At 43.3% G+C, this 17,104-nt stretch carries 19 protein-coding genes; 2 read left to right on the top strand and 17 right to left on the bottom strand.

What is annotated here, in order from left to right:
- Positions 1 to 2 precede the first annotated feature (2 nt).
- The 7 genes from BDE36_RS08430 to BDE36_RS08400 all read right to left on the bottom strand — a co-directional run bounded on the left by BDE36_RS08430 (position 3) and on the right by BDE36_RS08400 (position 7,619).
- Positions 3 to 791: a hypothetical protein gene (locus tag BDE36_RS08430; protein WP_128769331.1), complete on the bottom strand. Its 789-nt coding sequence runs from the start codon at positions 789 to 791 to the stop codon at positions 3 to 5.
- Positions 788 to 1,759, bottom strand: coding sequence for a glycosyltransferase family 2 protein (locus BDE36_RS08425; RefSeq protein ID WP_141814505.1), 972 nt, complete (start codon positions 1,757 to 1,759; stop codon positions 788 to 790). Before BDE36_RS08425 ends, BDE36_RS08430 begins: the two co-directional genes overlap by 4 nt.
- An 11-nt stretch (positions 1,760 to 1,770) precedes the next feature.
- On the bottom strand, positions 1,771 to 2,721 hold the full coding sequence (locus BDE36_RS08420) for a glycosyltransferase family 2 protein (protein WP_141814504.1): 951 nt from the start codon (positions 2,719 to 2,721) through the stop codon (positions 1,771 to 1,773).
- A gap of 120 nt (positions 2,722 to 2,841) precedes the next feature.
- Complete coding sequence (locus BDE36_RS08415; RefSeq protein ID WP_128769334.1) at positions 2,842 to 3,405, bottom strand: DUF4199 domain-containing protein; 564 nt, start codon at positions 3,403 to 3,405, stop codon at positions 2,842 to 2,844.
- Between the two features lie 2 nt (positions 3,406 to 3,407).
- Complete coding sequence (locus BDE36_RS08410) at positions 3,408 to 4,079, bottom strand: hypothetical protein (RefSeq protein ID WP_141814503.1); 672 nt, start codon at positions 4,077 to 4,079, stop codon at positions 3,408 to 3,410.
- Between the two features lie 200 nt (positions 4,080 to 4,279).
- Complete coding sequence (locus BDE36_RS08405; protein WP_128769336.1) at positions 4,280 to 5,545, bottom strand: dihydroorotase; 1,266 nt, start codon at positions 5,543 to 5,545, stop codon at positions 4,280 to 4,282.
- A 10-nt stretch (positions 5,546 to 5,555) separates the two neighbouring features.
- A complete protein-coding gene (locus tag BDE36_RS08400) occupies positions 5,556 to 7,619 on the bottom strand; it encodes a BatA domain-containing protein (RefSeq protein WP_141814502.1) in 2,064 nt (687 codons plus the stop codon).
- A gap of 186 nt (positions 7,620 to 7,805) precedes the next feature.
- Here BDE36_RS08400 and BDE36_RS23660 point away from each other — a divergent pair, with 186 nt between their 5' ends.
- The gene (locus BDE36_RS23660) at positions 7,806 to 7,964 is read left to right on the top strand and encodes a hypothetical protein (RefSeq protein ID WP_161973404.1); all 159 of its coding nucleotides are present in this window, start codon (positions 7,806 to 7,808) and stop codon (positions 7,962 to 7,964) included.
- A gap of 82 nt (positions 7,965 to 8,046) precedes the next feature.
- Here the strand turns inward: BDE36_RS23660 and BDE36_RS08395 are convergent, their stop codons facing one another.
- Positions 8,047 to 8,385 carry an L-rhamnose mutarotase gene (locus BDE36_RS08395; protein WP_141814501.1) on the bottom strand — a complete coding sequence of 113 codons (339 nt, stop codon included), beginning with the start codon at positions 8,383 to 8,385 and terminating at the stop codon, positions 8,047 to 8,049.
- Between the two features lie 154 nt (positions 8,386 to 8,539).
- Between BDE36_RS08395 and BDE36_RS08390 the strand changes: the two genes are divergently transcribed.
- Positions 8,540 to 8,866 (top strand): YtxH domain-containing protein, encoded by a 327-nt coding sequence (locus tag BDE36_RS08390; RefSeq protein ID WP_128769339.1) that lies wholly within the window; start codon positions 8,540 to 8,542, stop codon positions 8,864 to 8,866.
- A 75-nt stretch (positions 8,867 to 8,941) separates the two neighbouring features.
- On the opposite strand, the gene BDE36_RS08385 is transcribed toward BDE36_RS08390, so the two are convergent.
- The 9 genes from BDE36_RS08385 to BDE36_RS08345 form a co-directional block, all read right to left on the bottom strand.
- A complete protein-coding gene (locus tag BDE36_RS08385) occupies positions 8,942 to 9,919 on the bottom strand; it encodes a cation diffusion facilitator family transporter (RefSeq protein WP_202618132.1) in 978 nt (325 codons plus the stop codon).
- A 79-nt stretch (positions 9,920 to 9,998) separates the two neighbouring features.
- A complete protein-coding gene (locus BDE36_RS08380; RefSeq protein WP_141814500.1) occupies positions 9,999 to 10,886 on the bottom strand; it encodes a sugar phosphate isomerase/epimerase family protein in 888 nt (295 codons plus the stop codon).
- 29 nt (positions 10,887 to 10,915) lie between these two features.
- Positions 10,916 to 11,800, bottom strand: a complete 885-nt coding sequence (locus BDE36_RS08375) for a hydroxypyruvate isomerase family protein (protein WP_141814499.1) — start codon at positions 11,798 to 11,800, stop codon at positions 10,916 to 10,918.
- Positions 11,797 to 13,050, bottom strand: coding sequence for a nucleoside permease (locus BDE36_RS08370; protein WP_141814498.1), 1,254 nt, complete (start codon positions 13,048 to 13,050; stop codon positions 11,797 to 11,799). The genes BDE36_RS08375 and BDE36_RS08370 overlap by 4 nt, the downstream gene beginning before the upstream one ends.
- Positions 13,051 to 13,071: 21 nt before the next feature.
- On the bottom strand, positions 13,072 to 13,800 hold the full coding sequence (locus tag BDE36_RS08365) for a 3-keto-disaccharide hydrolase (protein WP_141814497.1): 729 nt from the start codon (positions 13,798 to 13,800) through the stop codon (positions 13,072 to 13,074).
- A 5-nt stretch (positions 13,801 to 13,805) separates the two neighbouring features.
- Positions 13,806 to 14,252 (bottom strand): c-type cytochrome, encoded by a 447-nt coding sequence (locus tag BDE36_RS08360; protein ID WP_170205917.1) that lies wholly within the window; start codon positions 14,250 to 14,252, stop codon positions 13,806 to 13,808.
- An 18-nt stretch (positions 14,253 to 14,270) separates the two neighbouring features.
- Positions 14,271 to 15,326, bottom strand: coding sequence for a sugar phosphate isomerase/epimerase family protein (locus BDE36_RS08355; protein WP_141814496.1), 1,056 nt, complete (start codon positions 15,324 to 15,326; stop codon positions 14,271 to 14,273).
- Between the two features lie 5 nt (positions 15,327 to 15,331).
- A complete protein-coding gene (locus tag BDE36_RS08350; RefSeq protein WP_235904277.1) occupies positions 15,332 to 16,486 on the bottom strand; it encodes a Gfo/Idh/MocA family protein in 1,155 nt (384 codons plus the stop codon).
- A gap of 48 nt (positions 16,487 to 16,534) precedes the next feature.
- Positions 16,535 to 17,104, bottom strand: a complete 570-nt coding sequence (locus BDE36_RS08345) for a gluconate 2-dehydrogenase subunit 3 family protein (protein WP_141814495.1) — start codon at positions 17,102 to 17,104, stop codon at positions 16,535 to 16,537.

The raw sequence follows: 17,104 nt of genomic DNA, 5'->3' as shown, positions 1-17,104 counted from the left end.
TGCTAAATGATATTTCTGATAATGCCAGGATCCTGGTCTCCTTCATACTCCGTCATCATCCGGCGATAAGCCACAGTGATTACCACACTTGATAAAGGGATAATCAAAAGAGAATTTATAAGGTTAATAATTGCCCCCACAACAAAGTTCCCTTTATAATTTATCAGTAAATGAAGTATCTGAAAAATAGCGAGGAAAATCAGCAGCATAAGGAGCTTGGTAAAATTACCCCGCGTAATGGCCATACTAAACCGTATAGATTTAAATGGAGAGAAGTCTTTATCTATAATAAAGAAGGGGAAAAACGAAATCCTGATCCAGGTAAAGATGATCCCCAGAACGCCCAGTGAAATAGCGATCTGCGTAAGTATTTCCATCGGAACATGAACATATGCCAGAGGAAAGATCACTACTATAATAATCCCGTATACTACCAGGATACACAGGATAAAATAGAATGTTGCCACCAGGAACTTTATGATCTGCCTGCTACTGGGTACTGATTCCTTTACGTAAACGTCCTCCCGGTCTTCGTCGAGTACCCGCAATATAAACTTGAAAAGAGTTAGCTGAAAGCCGCAATAAGTAACTATAAAAACAAGAAGCATAAACAGGCTGATGCCGATATTTACACCACTTAAGAAAAATGCCAGGAAACCCGACAAGTTAAAAACGAGGAACATCATAATACACAAGCCCAGGACTTTAAAATACTGGCTTTTTAGTATTCTCCATGCTACTCTGAGTACATCGTTAACAGCAAAGGTACTCTCCTTTAGAAATTCGATCATGAACGTTTAAGAATTATTCTCTTCCAAAAATCCTGCATAAAACCAAGTCCATAGGCAGTAAGCTGAATAAATGCAGCTATTATGCTAAGAAATGCCACCCTTGCAGATTTATTTACACTCCACGAATGGAAAAATATCATCAGGATAAATAACGCCAGAAACAGGTTACATATGCCTGCAAGCTGGGTATTAAGAGCATTCATCAGCAGTGTAAAAATAAGGAATATGGTAAATAATGCGGGAAAAAAATGAACAAGTTTAAGGGTAGAAGGAAAATATTTATAAATATTTATCCTTGCCCTGCCGAAGAAATGAATCTGCCTGTAGAATTGCAAAAAATCAGTTCTGCGTTTGTGATAGACAACTGCATTCGGAATAAGTCCTATCTTAAAGCCCATGGAGTGTATGCGGATACTGAACTCTATGTCTTCTCCAAGCCTGGTCAGTATAAATCCTCCGGTAGCTTCCCATACCTTTCTTGATATGCCCATGTTAAAACTTCGCGGATGATACTGCCCCCCCAGGTTTTTATTATTTCCTCTGATCCCTCCCGTTGTAAATGGCGAGGTCATGGAATAACTGATCGCTTTCTGAATCGGAGTAAACGAGGTATGAGCTGCGTCGGGACCGCCGTATGCATCAAGATGATGCTGCAGCAAGTATCGGCTAACTTCCTCGAGATAATCAACCGGGATAAGGCAATCAGAATCAAACATGATGAAATAATCACCTTTTGCATGACCGAAGGCAAAATTCCTCGTAAATCCCTGCCCCTCGTTCTTCTTATAAAAATAATGTATATCCAGCTTATCTTTATACGACTCGACTATTTCGCGTGCATCCAGTTTTGAACCGTCTTCAATTACCAGAACTTCAAAGCGGGTATAGGTTTGCAGAGTGAGCGTATAGAGCAGCTCGTCAACTTCCTGAGGCCGGTTATAAAGAGGAATAATGATGGAAAAAAACATATCAACCGGGCCTATATGGTCTTTTCAATATTATACGAATTCCGCTCGCTGGCATTTCGCGAAACCAATTCTGCGACGAAGCCTGTAAGGAAAAGCTGGAAACCTACGATTATGGCAACCAGGGCTATAAAAAACAACGGCTGTTCAGTGACGTTTCGAAACTTTACATTGTTGGCAATATCTATGAGTTTCTCAGCGATTATCCATACCGTCATCACTAAACCTGTAAGGAAACTCAATACGCCCATCGAGCCAAAAAAATGCATTGGCCGTTTTCCGAACTTCCCTACGAAAAAGATGGAAAGAAGATCCAGAAAACCATTAATAAAGCGGCTGAGGCCAAACTTCGTCGTACCGTATTTTCTTGGCCGATGTTCTACAACCTGCTCTCCTATTTTCCTGAAACCAGCCCATTTAGCCAGAACAGGAATATAACGATGCATCTCGCCATACACTTCAATACATTTAACGACGTCGCGCTTGTATGCTTTTAAGCCGCAGTTGAAATCATGAAGGTTGTGAATGCCCGACATTTTGCGTGTTGCTGAATTGAACAACCGGGTAGGAATGGTCTTACTTAGCGGGTCATGCCTTTTCTTCTTCCATCCAGATACCAGATCATACTTTTCTTCTGTAATCTTCCGGTATAGTTCAGGTATCTCATCGGGACTATCCTGAAGGTCGGCATCCATTGTAATCACCACATTTCCCTGAGCTGAGGCAAATCCAACATTCAGGGCTGCTGACTTTCCATAGTTGCGCCTGAACTTTATCCCTCTGATTGCTGCATTAAGTTTCTGAAGCGATTCGATTACCTCCCATGAACTATCGTTGCTTCCATCATCCACCAGAATGATTTCGTACGAAAATTTATTGGTTTCCATCACCTTGCGGATCCATTCCACCAGCTCAGGCAACGATTCTGCTTCATTATAAAGAGGTACGACTACGGATATATCCATTCTTAAGATATAAGGAATGAGGCATGAAACATACCTATATAAAAACGTGCAAATTTTATCATTTTTATTGACAAAACCTGCACGAAATAATAATATATTCTCAACAGTGGTCAGGAAGAATTATTCCTCAGTCACTTCAGGAATAGTATAAGGTTTTTCTTTCTTAAAGATGGCAGCTCCAATAAGACTGAATATACAGCCTACAATAGCCATCCCGATAATAGAACCAACAAGGATCATCAGCGGAAACCACTTACGTGTGATTTCAAGGGCGGTTTCACGCTGCTCGTCGCCCATAGAGTTGTTATTGAGCATGGTTTCTTCCGTTTTGTTCATAACGGCGTCAAAAGCAGCAGTATTTAGCAGCTTATAGTATAAAACCATAAAGATACCGATCAGTAGTCCGCTTATTAAAGCAACTCTGAACCCGGTTGTAAATCCCCGCCCGTAGGTCATATAACCCTCCAGTTGCTCGTCCCTATGGTACTTCTGTGCATAAAATACTGCGCCCAGAAATGGAAGATACGAAAGTGTCCATGTCATAACTTTTGTACCCATAGATAATTCCCCGTTTACATCAATACCCATAAAGAACAAGGCATAGGTGAGGAGTACTGTGTAGAGCGAATAAGCTAAAGCGCATTGAAATGCGATCTTGTTAGGTTTAACTGTTGATTGGTCCATATTTAATTTTTATTAAAGGCGACTAATAAGGCGTATACTGATGAATCAAACTCAGGTTCAACACTGTTTCTGATAAACACTTCCGTTTGATGATCAGAAGGAGTATTTTGTTGAAAAAAGCACATTACAGGATAGAAAAGCTCTTTAAATTCAGATGATTCCGGAAGGTTTTTCGCCACTTTTGAGATCTCCTCTACAGAGCTTTCCATGAGCATCTGATTGGCAATAACATCTTCATAGATTCTGTATTCATCCTGGAATTCATCCTCGTCTACCAGTAGAAATTCTTTCAGGAAATCTTCAAGCTCCGGCTCAATATCTTCGTCGCGACATTCGCGTAAGTAAAGCAGCACATTTAACAGTTCGGTTCCCCGGTCAATGGTTTCTTCTTCTATATCTTCCCATTCCTCTGATTCGAGATAATCTTCTTCCAGTTTCTTAACATCTTCCGAAAAGAAATTCACCATCAACAGGTCAAAGAATACTTCCCTTAGGGCCTCAAGGTGCGGATCGTCATCAAAAGCTTCATCCATCAACGAAACTTTGGTCATAAAGTCTTCGTCTGAATCAAATACATCTGCTATCCTGTTTTTAAAATCAGATACGGGGAAAGATGCAACTTTCTCAAATTGATCAAGAGAGGCATTAACAGCCTGTTCAATGTGTTTATCCATAATGAGCGATAGCTATAGGCATTCAGCTGTTAGCCTTAACAAGTTTATCGTTTAAAATTCAAAAATGCAAGAAAAGTTTAGCTCAAGTTCAAAGTTCAAAGTTGAAAGTTCAAAGTTCAAAGTTGAAAGTTGAAAGTTGAAAGTTGAAAGTTGAAAGCTGAAAGTTGAAAGTCGAAAGCTAAAAGCTTATGGCTGAAAGCTTACAGCCCCACAATCTGTTCTTTATTACAAACTAACACGGCCTTCCCCTTAAGTTTTTGCCCCATAAAAGGCGAATTAGATGATTTCGACCGGTTTGCCTCATCGTCAAATAGCCATTCTTCTTCCGGATCAAACAGCACGAAATTTGCAATTTCGCCTGGCTCGAGGACCGGCACCGGGACATTAACTATCCTGCGCGGATTCACAGCCAGCTTCTCTGCAATCTGCGCCGGCGAGAGTCCCGCTTTTAATGCGAGCGGAAGTACCGTCTGGAGGCCTGTAATTCCAAAAGAAGCTATTTCAAATTCTACATCCTTAAATTCTATCTCGTGAGGGGTATGCTGGGAAACAATGGCATCTATGGTGCCGTCATTTAGTCCTTCGATTAAGGCCTCAACATCCTTTAGAGTCCTAAGAGGAGGCTTTACTTTAAAGTTACTATCAAAGTCGGCCAATGAGTCTTCAGTAAGCACCAGGTGATGTGCGGCCACATCGCAGCTTACTTTCAAACCTTTCTTTTTTGCTTCTCTGATGAGAGACACACTTCCCGCGGTTGAAATTGTACTGAAATGCACTTTCGATTCATTATACTCCGCCAGATACAAGTCCCGGGAAATAAATACTTCCTCTGCGAGTGCGGGGATTCCCTTCATTCCGAGGTATGTACTCATCACTCCTTCATTCATCTTTCCTTTTCCAGCTATAGAGGTGTCCTCGGGATATGAAAAAATAAGCCCGTCAAAACCTTTAACATAAAGCAAAGCACGGCTCATCAGTCCCGAATCGCAAACAGGCCTTGAACCGTCTGTAAAAGCGATAGCGCCTGCCAGAAACATATCATATATTTCTGCGAGATCTTTTCCTTCGCGGTTAAAACTGATACATCCTACCGGATATATATCTGTAAGAAAGTCTTTTGAACGATTAACGATATAGGATACTTCTGCCTTGGAGTGTAAAGGGGGATGTGTCGCGGGTTGTACAGCGAGACCCGTAAAACCTCCTGCTACTGCTGCTGCAGCGCCGCTGATCAGATCTTCTTTAGTCTCGTAACCGGGTTCGCCCAGATTCGCATTAAGATCAAAAAATCCGGGCGACAGCATTTTTCCCTGACATTCTATGAGAACGAGGTCCTCATCTCCTGCTGCGATGTACTGAGAAACCTCTGCAATTTTCCCATCTTTTATCAAAACATCCGCTGTTTTATTATTGAAAGCCGATCCGGGATATAAAATGGTGACTGAACGAAGAAGTATTGTTTTCATTAAATAAGTTTTAAGTTCCTTGCTGCAGGCGCTCCCCTTCCCTCCTGCCATAAAATTTTAAAAGAAGAATTTCTGCTGCCAGGAAAATCAGCGCTAAAATTAGACAAAGTTTCCACAACTGCACACCATAATTTACTGCTTTTACAGTATTTTTTAAAGGAGCCCTGCCAGGACTAAATACTTCTGCTTTATTTCCACTGAACTGCTGCAACAAATCTTTCTCAGATGCATAGCTCAGATCTGATTCCTCCCTGTCGTCGTTAAAGGAGCTTACCGCAACCAGACTATCGCCTTTAAGTAAATTATATTGCCCTGCCTCTCTGATCTGGTCGGCGATAAATAACCTCGTTCCTCCGGCCGTTTGTCGTACATCGGGTATTACCTCCGCTTTTTCATTCTTGAGCTTCAGAATTTGATTTCCAGGTAATGTGATTCTATTAATCTCAATATAGGAATCCTTACCGATGGTAGACGACAGCGCTTTGTCACGCAAGCTTAAAAATGCCGACTGATACATTACCGGAACAAAAAAAGAATGCCTCACCAGATTGGCGGCTTCTTCAGTTAGAGCCGCAGCCGAAAGGTACACATATCCGTTTCCAACAGTATACTGGCTCAGAAAGGGCCTCCTTCCCGGCAGCTCCATCAGGGGACTGCCTGCTGCACGTCCCGATCGTTTGTAAAGAACGTATTTGAGAGCCGCAGGCAGATCAACATTTCGCGGGATCTTCTCAAAAACCCCTCTAAACAAGGGATGCTGATAATTAACATAATTCACTTTGAGAGGTTGCATTCCTGTGGCTTCGGGAATATCGGTGCCCAATGTTTGTGTAAGCATCTTCAACGCTGAGATGTCTTCCGTAACCGAGGGAAACACCATCAGGCTTCCGCCGTTTTGTACATATATCTTTAGCTGCTGTGACGCTCCTTCTGAGATTTTATCCGCGCCATTCAGAATAATTAGCGGGTAAGAGGAAAGCGACGAGTAATTTATATTCCCTAAATGTACGTTATCAACCCTGAAAAAAGGTTTAGCTGCATATACGGCGTTAACGTAAGGGTTCTGTTCTCCCGAATTGATCACCAGCAGGGACATTGACGGCCTCACGTAAAACGAGAAAAAGAGGCGGTCGTCGAAAGTAACAGGATAATCAGTAATAGTTACTGTTCCCCGCCGCCAGCCAGCGGCCAGGCCACTGAAAGAAAGCGTGTCCCGGCGGGCACTGCGAGCCGGAACTGTAACAGCGCCAATGGCTTTTTGACGGCGATCTACCATCACCTTAACCGGCACATTCTCAGCTTTTCTATCCGAATTATTTTTCAGTCTCACCACAAGCTTCTCGCTTTCGCCGCTCTTATGGACAGGGGATACAAACCACGCAGAGTCTATCGATATATTGGGTTGAGGTGCAGCTTCCAGCTTTACAAGACGGCATGAAATCGCCGAATCTTCATTCAACCTGGCTCGCGACAGCATGTTTGTTTGAAAGTCAGAGATAAGAAAAGCGGTCTTCTCCGACCCCGTTTGCTGGAGCAGCAAATCCGTCTGACGGTTAATTACCTGTTGAAGTGTACGTCTCACTCCACTCACCTTCACTGCATCCAGCGCAGAAATAAAATCTTCATAGTTGAGCAGGCGCTGATGACGACCCTCAAAATCATTCGTCAGCAACTGGTACTTATCATTAATATCATATGCAGAAGCAATCTCTCTGGCTCGGCGCTTCGCCTCTTCCAGTAAATTACCCTCCCTCGTCAGCAATTCCATGCTATATGAATTATCAATGTAAATACTGACAACCTGCTGCCTGAAAGCAGAGGTACTATCGCTGGATGAAGGAATGTAAGGACGAGCGAAAGCAAGAACCAAAAATATCAGTGCCAGCATCCGTACCGCTAAAAGCAGTAATCTCTTTAGCTTCCTGGCGGAAGAAGATTTTTGTTCAATTGCCTTCAGAAAACTAACATTACTAAAATATACTCTTTTCAACCGCCTGAAATTAAACAGATGAATGAGTATGGGTATAATTACCGTTATTAATGCAAAAAGGAATCCGGGAAAAAGGAATCTCATTAATCAAAATTACTATTTGTGGCCGTATTGACCCTTGTCAAGGTAAATAAACTGGACAATTATCCGGTAAAACGAATCCCACTGTCTTTTAAAAAGGACAAAACCAAAGCGTATTCTATCTCTTAATAACGAAAAATAGTACTGGCATTATCTTGGCATAGATCAAAATACAAAAACATTATTGCTATGAATACTTCAAATATCAACCAGAATGTCCTTAAACAATTCGATAAAGAATTAAAAGCAATATTATCAAACGACCTCAAACGATTCCGTCAGGAAAGAGGCAAGTTCTTACGTGAAAAACCAGGTAAAAGCCAGGATAATGACCTACTGGTTGCCTGATCAACATATATCTTTACCTATTTTTAAACACTTAGTAATAAAAAGAGGGAACACCCAAAGAGCGTTCCCTCTTTTTATTAATTCAAACTTCATCGAGGGAAAACACCTTTTCCATAAGCATCCATTTTTCCCCCGGTTTTGCCCAGGGCAGTCCTTGCTGATATTTCCACATCAGCTGTTCCCATTCCCTCACTCTTTCATTGGATGAATCGGCAGCTGCCTTCTTTTCGAAATCAAAGGAATCGTCTGTCTCCATGATCATAAATAACCGTGTATGCAGGCGGTAGATGTCCATCGCAGTAATGCCCGAATCTCTGATGCTCTCAATGATTTCAGGCCATACTGCTTTATGATAAAGCTCATACTCCTTGATCAGCTCTTCATTATCTTTTAAGTCGAGTCCGAAACAGTATCTTCTCATACAAAACAGTATTTTGGGTTGCAGAATATTAGTAAAAATAAAGAAACAGCTGCTTGAACCAAAACAGCAAACTGCGTCTTCCGCTTCAATTAATTCTATATTAATCTAAACACTTAGTACTTTATAATGTTACATATTCAAAAAAGAAATGATTATGAACTATAAGAAGTATTTGCCAGACGCATTACACAGAAGCAATGATACCTCTGCCATAGTAGCAGCACTTATTGCCGGCGTTGCTATAGGTGCAGCTATTGGAATTTTGTTTGCCCCTGATAGTGGAGCTGAAACGCGTACCCAAATATCTGATAAGGCTAAAGATCTCGCCGGTTCAGTTAAAGACAAGGTTCAGGCTGTAAGAGAAACATTCCAGAGCAAAGCCGACGATCTGAGCGACATGAAAGACCAGGTTGTCAGCAATGTTAAATCAAAAATAAGTGGTGCTTCAGATCAGGCGAACGATGTGGCACCTGGAGCATAATATCGCAGTTCTTTTAAAGCCTTAGTTATCTTTAGGATGAAGATAGCTAAGGTTTCCCTAGCTCTTTCTGTCTTTTTAGCATCTCTCAAACTCACAAGCTCCAGACTGAAATTCAATTTGAACGGTCGGATGCTGGATGTTCTGTTCCTTAAGGATTTGAACAGCCTGGTTCTTTATATCGTTAAGTTCATCTACCCTGGCATGTTTATCCACTACGATGTGTGCAGTTAAAACGTTATAATTGCCGTCCATCGACCATATATGGATATCATGGACACTTTTAACCTGGTCTATCCCGGTTAACCTGCTAATAATCCGATGTTCATCTACTTGCTGCGGCACCGACTGCAGGAAGATCCGGAACACGCCAAAGATATTTTTTGTAGCGTTCACGAGTATAAACGCAGCTATTCCAAGCGACATTAAGGGATCTATCCAATACCATTCGGTATAATAGATCACTACACTTCCAATTAGCACAGCAATCCAGCCCAAAACATCCTCCATCATGTGGAGCATCACCGCACGTTGGTTCAGAGAGTCGCCCTTTCGGAGACGTAGTATTGCAAGTCCGTTAAAAATGATCCCCACTATTGCCAGAGCAAACATCCCCCCCGCGTGTACTTCTTCAGGATGAAAAAAGCGGGGGACTGATTCAAAAATGATAATAGCCGATCCAACAAGGAGCACCACTGAAGTGATAAAAGCAGCAAGAGTGGAGAATCGTTTATAACCGTAGGAATAATTCATACTCCGGCCTTTTTGCGAAAACTTCTCCATCCAGAGGGAGATACCAATAACTACAGCATCGCCAAGATCATGCACGGCATCCGATAGTATTGCTACCGAATTAGTGAGCGCTCCGCCAACAAATTCGATAATGGAGAATGAAAGATTGATAATAAAAGCGACTCTCAGATTTTTCACTACCGGGTGCATATGCATTTGTCCATCGTGATGGTGATGGTCATCATGATGATGCCCACCATGTTCATGATAATGGTTTCCATTCTTCTCATGATGATGCCCGTGTTCGCAGTGAGATTGAGCCATAGCGGTATTGTTGAATTTCCAAAAATACCGTTAATCCTGTAAAGATTATAGAATTATTCAGATGATCAGTTGGTCTAAGCTATTTCATTAATGGAATAAGACTCCCTTTGATATAACTACAGCTTTCAGTAATACTGTCGTAAGGATCAATCGAAAAGTTTTCCTGCTCTACCAGAATATGCTCTACACCCGAAACCTCTGCAACAGCGAATATCTTTTTATAGTCGATACTGCCTTTGCCAATCTCTGTATTCAACTCCGGCTTAGCACGATCCATGTCTTTAACATGCCACATTGTAAAACGCCCGGGATGATCATTGAACATCTTCACCGGGTCTTTTTTGCCTCTTACCGCCCAGTAAATATCAAGCTCAAACTTAACCAGTGAAGGGTCGGTTTCCTTCAGCAGGATATCATATCCGGTAGTGTTTCCTATAGCCTCAAATTCAAAATCGTGATTGTGATACGCAAACCGAAGTCCCGACTTTTTACAAAGTTCAGCGGCCTTGTTAAACTTTTCTGCAATTTTCTTATAGTCATCAGCGCTTCTCCTGAAGCGATCGTCAAGATAAGGAACCGTAAGATAAGAATGGCCCAATGCCGCTCCCGCCTCTATATTTACTTTGAGATCGTCTTCCTTTCCCCCGGGAGCCAAATATTCGTCAAGACCGTAATGGCCTGAAGGAGAAGTAAGCTGATGAGATGCCAGAATATCTTTAAGCAACCGGGGTTCGATCCCCCAGAACTTATCTTTTTTACTAAAACCGAACATTTCAATTTCTTTGTATCCGGCTTCAGCTATTTTTACAATTACTCGTTTTAGGTCTTTTCCTATTTCATCGCGGAGAGTATACAGCTGGATTCCAACTTTTCTTTGTTTTGGTTCACTGCACAGGATATTCGGACGTACAAGCATTACTGCAGTAACTAAGCCTGCCTGTTGCATAAAATTTCTTCTGCTGATCATAGTATCGCAATTTTCTTTTCTGCTTTCTCTTAAACGTCACAAATCTGTACAGCCTTTCGTAATGAAGCGACTTTATCCTCCTGCAACGGAATAAACTCCTGTGCTACATATCCTTTGAAGCCCGTATCCTTGATCGCCTTCATGATAGCAGGGTAATACAACTCCTGTGTTTCATCTATCTCGTTACGCCCCGGTACCCCGGCTGTATGATAATGGGCGATATACTGGTGGTTGTCCCTGATCGTATGGATCACGTCGCCTTCGTCAATTTGCATATGGTAGATATCATACAGCAGTTTGAAATTTTCGGATCCGAGCCTTTTCGCCAGCTGAACTCCCCACGAAGTGCGATCGCACTGATAATCCTGATGATTGATCTTGCTATTCAGTAATTCCATCACCAGAACCACTTTATGTTTTTCAGCTAAGGCCAGCACTTTTTTCAAGCCTTCCGTACTGTTCTTTAAACCGGTTTCATCATCCATACCCCGGCGGTTTCCACTGAAGCAAATGAGATTCTTATATCCTGCTTTTGCAACAAGGGGAATCATTTCAGAATAGTTCTTTACCAGAGTATCATGAAACTGCGGACTGTTCCATCCGTCGGTGAGGTTTATCTCTGCACCATTGCACATGGAAGAATCAAGGCCATGCTTTTTGAGGGTTGCCCAGTCCTTCGGCCCTACAAGGTCAATTGCCTTTAAACCAATTTGTTTGGCAACCTGGCAAAGTTCGTCGAGCGAAAGGTTATTAAAGCACCAGCGGCATACCGAATGATTAATATCTCCTTTTAACTGGTATAATCCTGCTTCAGAAGCGCAGGCTAATGATGGTATCATTGCTGAAGTAGTTAAGGCAGCAGTCCCTGCTAAAATATTCTTAATAGCCGACCTTCGGTTATGTTTAACATTCATATCAGCGGATTTATTTCGTTTGGTTCCGTTAAAGGTGTATTTACCGGTGCTTTTCCAGCAGCATTGCGGTCTTTAAACAGCAGCATAAAGAGCAGCAGGACAACAGCTGCAATCGCGGCCGGAATTAACCATACCGACTTCCAGTCGTGCCCGCCAGAAGTTGCATAAGCGTCGACAATAGGGCCGGATACCAGCGATCCGATAAGCATTCCAACACCGTATGTAGCAAGAGTGATCATTCCCTGTGCTGCACTCTTAAACCGTTCGCCTGCAAGGTTATCGGTGTAGATCTGTCCTGTCACAAAGAAAAAGTCATAGCACACACCGTGAAGAACAAGCCCCATGATCAGCATCCAGTAATTCGCATCCGCATTTCCGTAAGCAAACATCACATAACGCAGTACCCATGCAAGCATCCCGATCGCCAGCATTTTCTTCACACCCAGTCGAATAAAGAATACAGGTATCAAAAGCATAAACAACGCTTCAGAAACCTGTGACAGGGTCTGTACTGCCGCGGCCGACTTCATCCCAGATTCGTTGAGGAAGAGATTGGTGAAATTATAGTAAAAGGCCAGGGGAATGCAGATAGCCACCGATGATAGAAAAAACAGTAAATATGACCGGTTCTTCAATAAGCGGATTGCATCCAGACCCAAAACATCCCCAATGGCTATCTTACCTTCCTTCTTTAAAGGAGGCGTTGCAGGCAGAGTGAAGCTCAGAAGCCCAAGCAATACAGAAGCGGCTGCTGCCATTTTGAATGTGATGTCAAGCTTGTCTGTTTGTTCCCAGCTCAACCATCCTATAATCTGCCCAGCAACAATCCAGGCTATTGTACCCAACACCCTGACCGCAGGAAACTCTTTTCCCGGATCTTTCATTTGCCTGAACGAGACCGAATTAACCAGTGCGAGAGTAGGCATAAAAAGGATCATATAAACCAGGATTACCGGGAAAAAAGAATCAAAATTTGTTGATTGCGAGGCAGTCCACAGTAGCGCTGCTCCAACCAGATGGAGCACTCCCAGAATTTTCTGCGCCGAAAAAAAGCGGTCGGCTATCAGCCCTATAATAAATGGAGCGATAATGGCTCCAATGGATTGGGTGAGATAAGCCAGACTTATCTGAGTGCCGGAAGCACTCAGATTTTTACCCAGGAAGGTTCCCAAAGTTACAAACCATGCTCCCCAGATAAAAAATTCGAGGAACATCATGGCTGAAAGCTTAATACGATTGGTTGAAGTCATGATTTGGTTAGTTCTTTTTATTTAAAGCTTTTTGATCACAATGTTACGGTACCACACTTCATCTCCGTGATCCTGCAAAGCAATTTTCCCCGACTTAAATGTACCGAAACCCGGCATTGAAGCAAATTTACTTCCTGCAACCATCTTTTTCCAGTTATCATCCCATAAAGTGGTCGATACAATTTTAGTCCCGTTTAAATAAAGATCCAGTTTTCCGTTCTTACTCACAATTTCGGCTTTATTCCACTCACCTGCAGGTTTAACAGTTTCTTTACTGCTGGCAATCAGGTCGTAAAGGTCGCCGGCACGGTGCTTATGTATTTTGGCATCCGGATGGCCGTTGTTATCCAGCACCTGCATTTCAAGTCCGGTATTATAGGTTTGATGGAACTGGGAAGGATCTTCCTTCACAAAAAAGATAATGCCGCTATTGCCGTTGGGAGCAATTTTCCATTCAAGCTTAAGATGAAAGTTATCATACTCTTCATCGGTGACCAGGTCGCCTCCTTCAGCGCCTTGCTTTTTCGCCGCGGGATCGAGATGCAGAGCACCATCTTCAGCCTTCCAGGCACTTGAAGCCTGGTTTTTTCCATAAGTATGCCACCCGGCCGTAGTTTTACCATCAAACAAGGGCGTCCAACCTTGTTTAGCAGTGGCAGTGCCAGTCTTGTCCATTGATGTTGTGTTTTTAAATGACTGGCACGCCAGTAAAGCGGTTACAGCCAGTGCAGGTAGAATAAAAGATTTCATTTTTTTTACTTTAAGGATAAAACGTATTTCGCCATTTCAGCTGCATCTTCCTTGCTGATTGCAGGATGAGGAGTCATAGGAATATCGCCCCATACACCGCTTCCTCCATTGATGATTTTATCTGCAAGATATTTTATATTGGCATCGCTTGCTTCATATTTCTTTGCAACTTCTTTATAAGAGGGTCCTATTAGTTTTTCATCAACCTTGTGACAGGAAAGGCAGTCGGACTGAGAAATAAGCTGTGCACCTTTTTCATGTACACCACTTTGTTCTGAGCCTTCCGACCTGTTCGTTCCAATATCATTTGCATTTGTATCCACTTCCGGCTGTCTTGTTGCGGCCGACATGTCGGAAGATGCAGCAGTATCTTTATTGTCTGCTGTTCCGGAGCCACCGCCACAGGCAGTTATCATGGCGTAAAAACTAAAAAGGATTAGTACTTTCTTCATTGTGTTATATTTATTTAATTATCTTATTCCAATCAGTTCACGGTTGGTTTGTTCATCGGTACCGGCAGCAGCAAAGTCATCAAATGCCTTATCCGTTACATGAATAATGTGGTCTTTTATAAAAGTTGCGCCTTCACGAGCTCCGTCTTCGGGATGTTTTAAGGCACATTCCCACTCCATCACTGCCCATCCCTTGTAATCGTATTGTGCTAACTTACTAAAAATAGCTTTAAAGTTTACTTGTCCGTCACCTAATGAGCGGAAGCGACCCGCCCTGTCTACCCAGCTCTGAAAGCCTCCATAAACGCCCTGTTTCCCGGAAGGGTTAAACTCAGCATCTTTAACATGGAACATTTTAATACGTTCGTGATAATGATCAATGAAAGCCAGATAATCAAGGCACTGGAGAATAAAATGAGAAGGATCATATAAGAGACAAGCCCTCGGGTGATTATTCACTTTTTCAAGGAACATCTCATATGATACTCCGTCGTGCAGGTCCTCTCCGGCATGCGTTTCGTAGCAAAGATCTATGCCGCATTCATCAAACGTATTCAGTATTGGAAGCCAGCGTGATGCGAGTTCCTGGAAGCCGGTCTCTACTATTCCGGCCGGTCGCTGAGGCCATGGATATACTAAAGGCCACAATAAGGATCCGCTGAAAGTGGCGTGCGCATTTAATCCCAGGTTTTGGGATGCCTTAGCAGCATACTTCAATTGCTGCACAGCCCATTGCTGACGCGCTGCCGGGTTATTCCTCACTTCCGCCGGTGCAAAGCCATCAAATAATTTATCATAGGCAGGATGCACAGCTACCAGCTGTCCCTGCAGATGTGTTGAAAGTTCGGTGATCCGAAGCCCGCAGTCCCTAACGATACCGTTTACCTCATCTGCATAGTCTTTACTTTCAGCCGCTTTTTGTAAGTCAATAAAGCGGGGATCGAGAGTGGGGATCTGCACTCCTTTAAAGCCGAGACTGTTTGCCCAGCGGCATATCGATTTAAGATCATTAAAAGGAGGCTGATCGCCAATAAATTGAGCAAGAAAGACCGCTGGTCCCTGTATTGTCGTCATACTGATTAAATTATAAAATCAAACCATTTCTTTTCTGATTTTCCCGATGCCACCACATTTTCTATAAATGCCATACCTCTGATACCCTCTTCGATTCCGGGGAAGTCCAACCATTCCGGTTCAGGGTCCTTTCCATCCTTGCGAGCTTTAATGCATAAGGCGAAATTGCGATATAAGTTTGCAAAAGCTTCAAGATACCCCTCCGGATGCCCTGCGGGAGTCCGGGTATTGTGAGAAGCAAAGGAACTTAAATATCCTCCGCCGGTCCTTAATATCTCGGCCGGGCGATCCGTCCACTTCAGCTGAAGTGAATTGGCGTCGCTCTGCTGCCATTCAAGGCCGCCTTTCTCGCCGTACACTCTTACTTTTACGTTGTTTTCTTCTCCAGCAGCCACCTGAGTCGACATCAGTACACCTGAAGCTCCGCCCTTAAACTTCAATAATGCAGCACCGTCGTCATCCAGCTTTCTGCCCTCTACCACCGTATTGATGTCGGCACAGAGCTGACTAACCTGAAGGCCGCTAACATACTCCGCCAGATTAAAGGCGTGAGTGCCTATGTCGCCCATAGCGCCCGCTATTCCACTCCTTGCAGGGTCGGTACGCCAGGAAGCCTGTTTATTATCTGTACCCTCCTCAAAGCTGCTGAGCCACCCCTGGGGATACTCCACAAAGACTTTTCTGATCTTTCCAAGCCGTCCCGATGCTACAATCTGCCTCGCCTCTTTCACCATAGGATAACCCGTATAGGTGTGGGTAAGACAAAAAAGCATCCCGGTTTCGGCAACGATCTTCCCGAGCTCCTTAGCTTCATCAAGGGAAAAGGTCATCGGCTTATCCAGGATTACATGAAAACCGCTTTCGAGCGCCAGCCTGGCGGGTTCAAAATGAACGTGATTAGGGGTTACAATACTGATCACCTGCGCTCTCTCTTCCTCAGGCAGCTGTTTTTCCTTTTCAAAAAGCTCTCTGTAAGAGTTGTATACCCTTTCGGGATTAAGGCCAAGTAAGGTTCCGCTGGCCCTGGAATTCTCTGCGTTACTGCTGAAAGCCCCGCATACCAGTTCATACTGATCATCAATGCGGGCAGCAATCCGGTGTACGGCGCCAATAAAGGCACCGGTTCCTCCTCCAATCATTCCAAGTTTGATTTTTGACATGTTGAGCTTTGAGATATTAGATATGAGATATGAGACAACTCCTGTCCGTCACGTAGCCCATGCCCTGTCGCCTTTTTTATAAGTGGTGCAACCATCGTATTTTCCAGGTATTGCCACATAGCGCAGGGCTTTTGTGGCACCGACTTCCGAGGTAAAAAAGCCCAGCAAGGTTAACTGCTTCATCATGGTAAAGTAGTGATTGGGATCCTCAGGCTTCTTATCTTTCTGATAAGCCTTTTGTTCCTGATCAAGACGGTTCAAAAACGCAGTGCGTTGTTTGGCGTCACAATCCATGAACTTTTTGCCGTTTTCTTTCTTACAGGCTTCGTCCAGATCGCTGATCCCTTTTATAAATACTTTCTGATCTTCAGGTGTATAACAATCCAGGACCATAACTGTCATAAATTGGCCGACCTTCGCAGCTTTTGCCCCCGGTGTGTTAGTGGCCGGAAGAATGGTTTCGGCTACTTCATCCAGCAGAGCTACCTGATCACTATCGAACAGGTCGTTTACCTTGTCGGGGCGAGGGGTACAGGCCAGATCTGCAAAGAGTTCTGCACCAATAACGGTCCCGCCAAGAATCCAGGCAACCTTTGATATTGCTTCTCTTCTGTTCAT

Origin of the sequence: Arcticibacter tournemirensis (assembly GCF_006716645.1) — a bacterium.
In the GTDB taxonomy this organism is placed as follows: Bacteria; Bacteroidota; Bacteroidia; order Sphingobacteriales; family Sphingobacteriaceae; genus Arcticibacter; species Arcticibacter tournemirensis.
The sequence above is the reverse complement of the archived record's forward strand: the minus strand, read 5'-3'. Positions and strand labels throughout refer to the sequence as shown.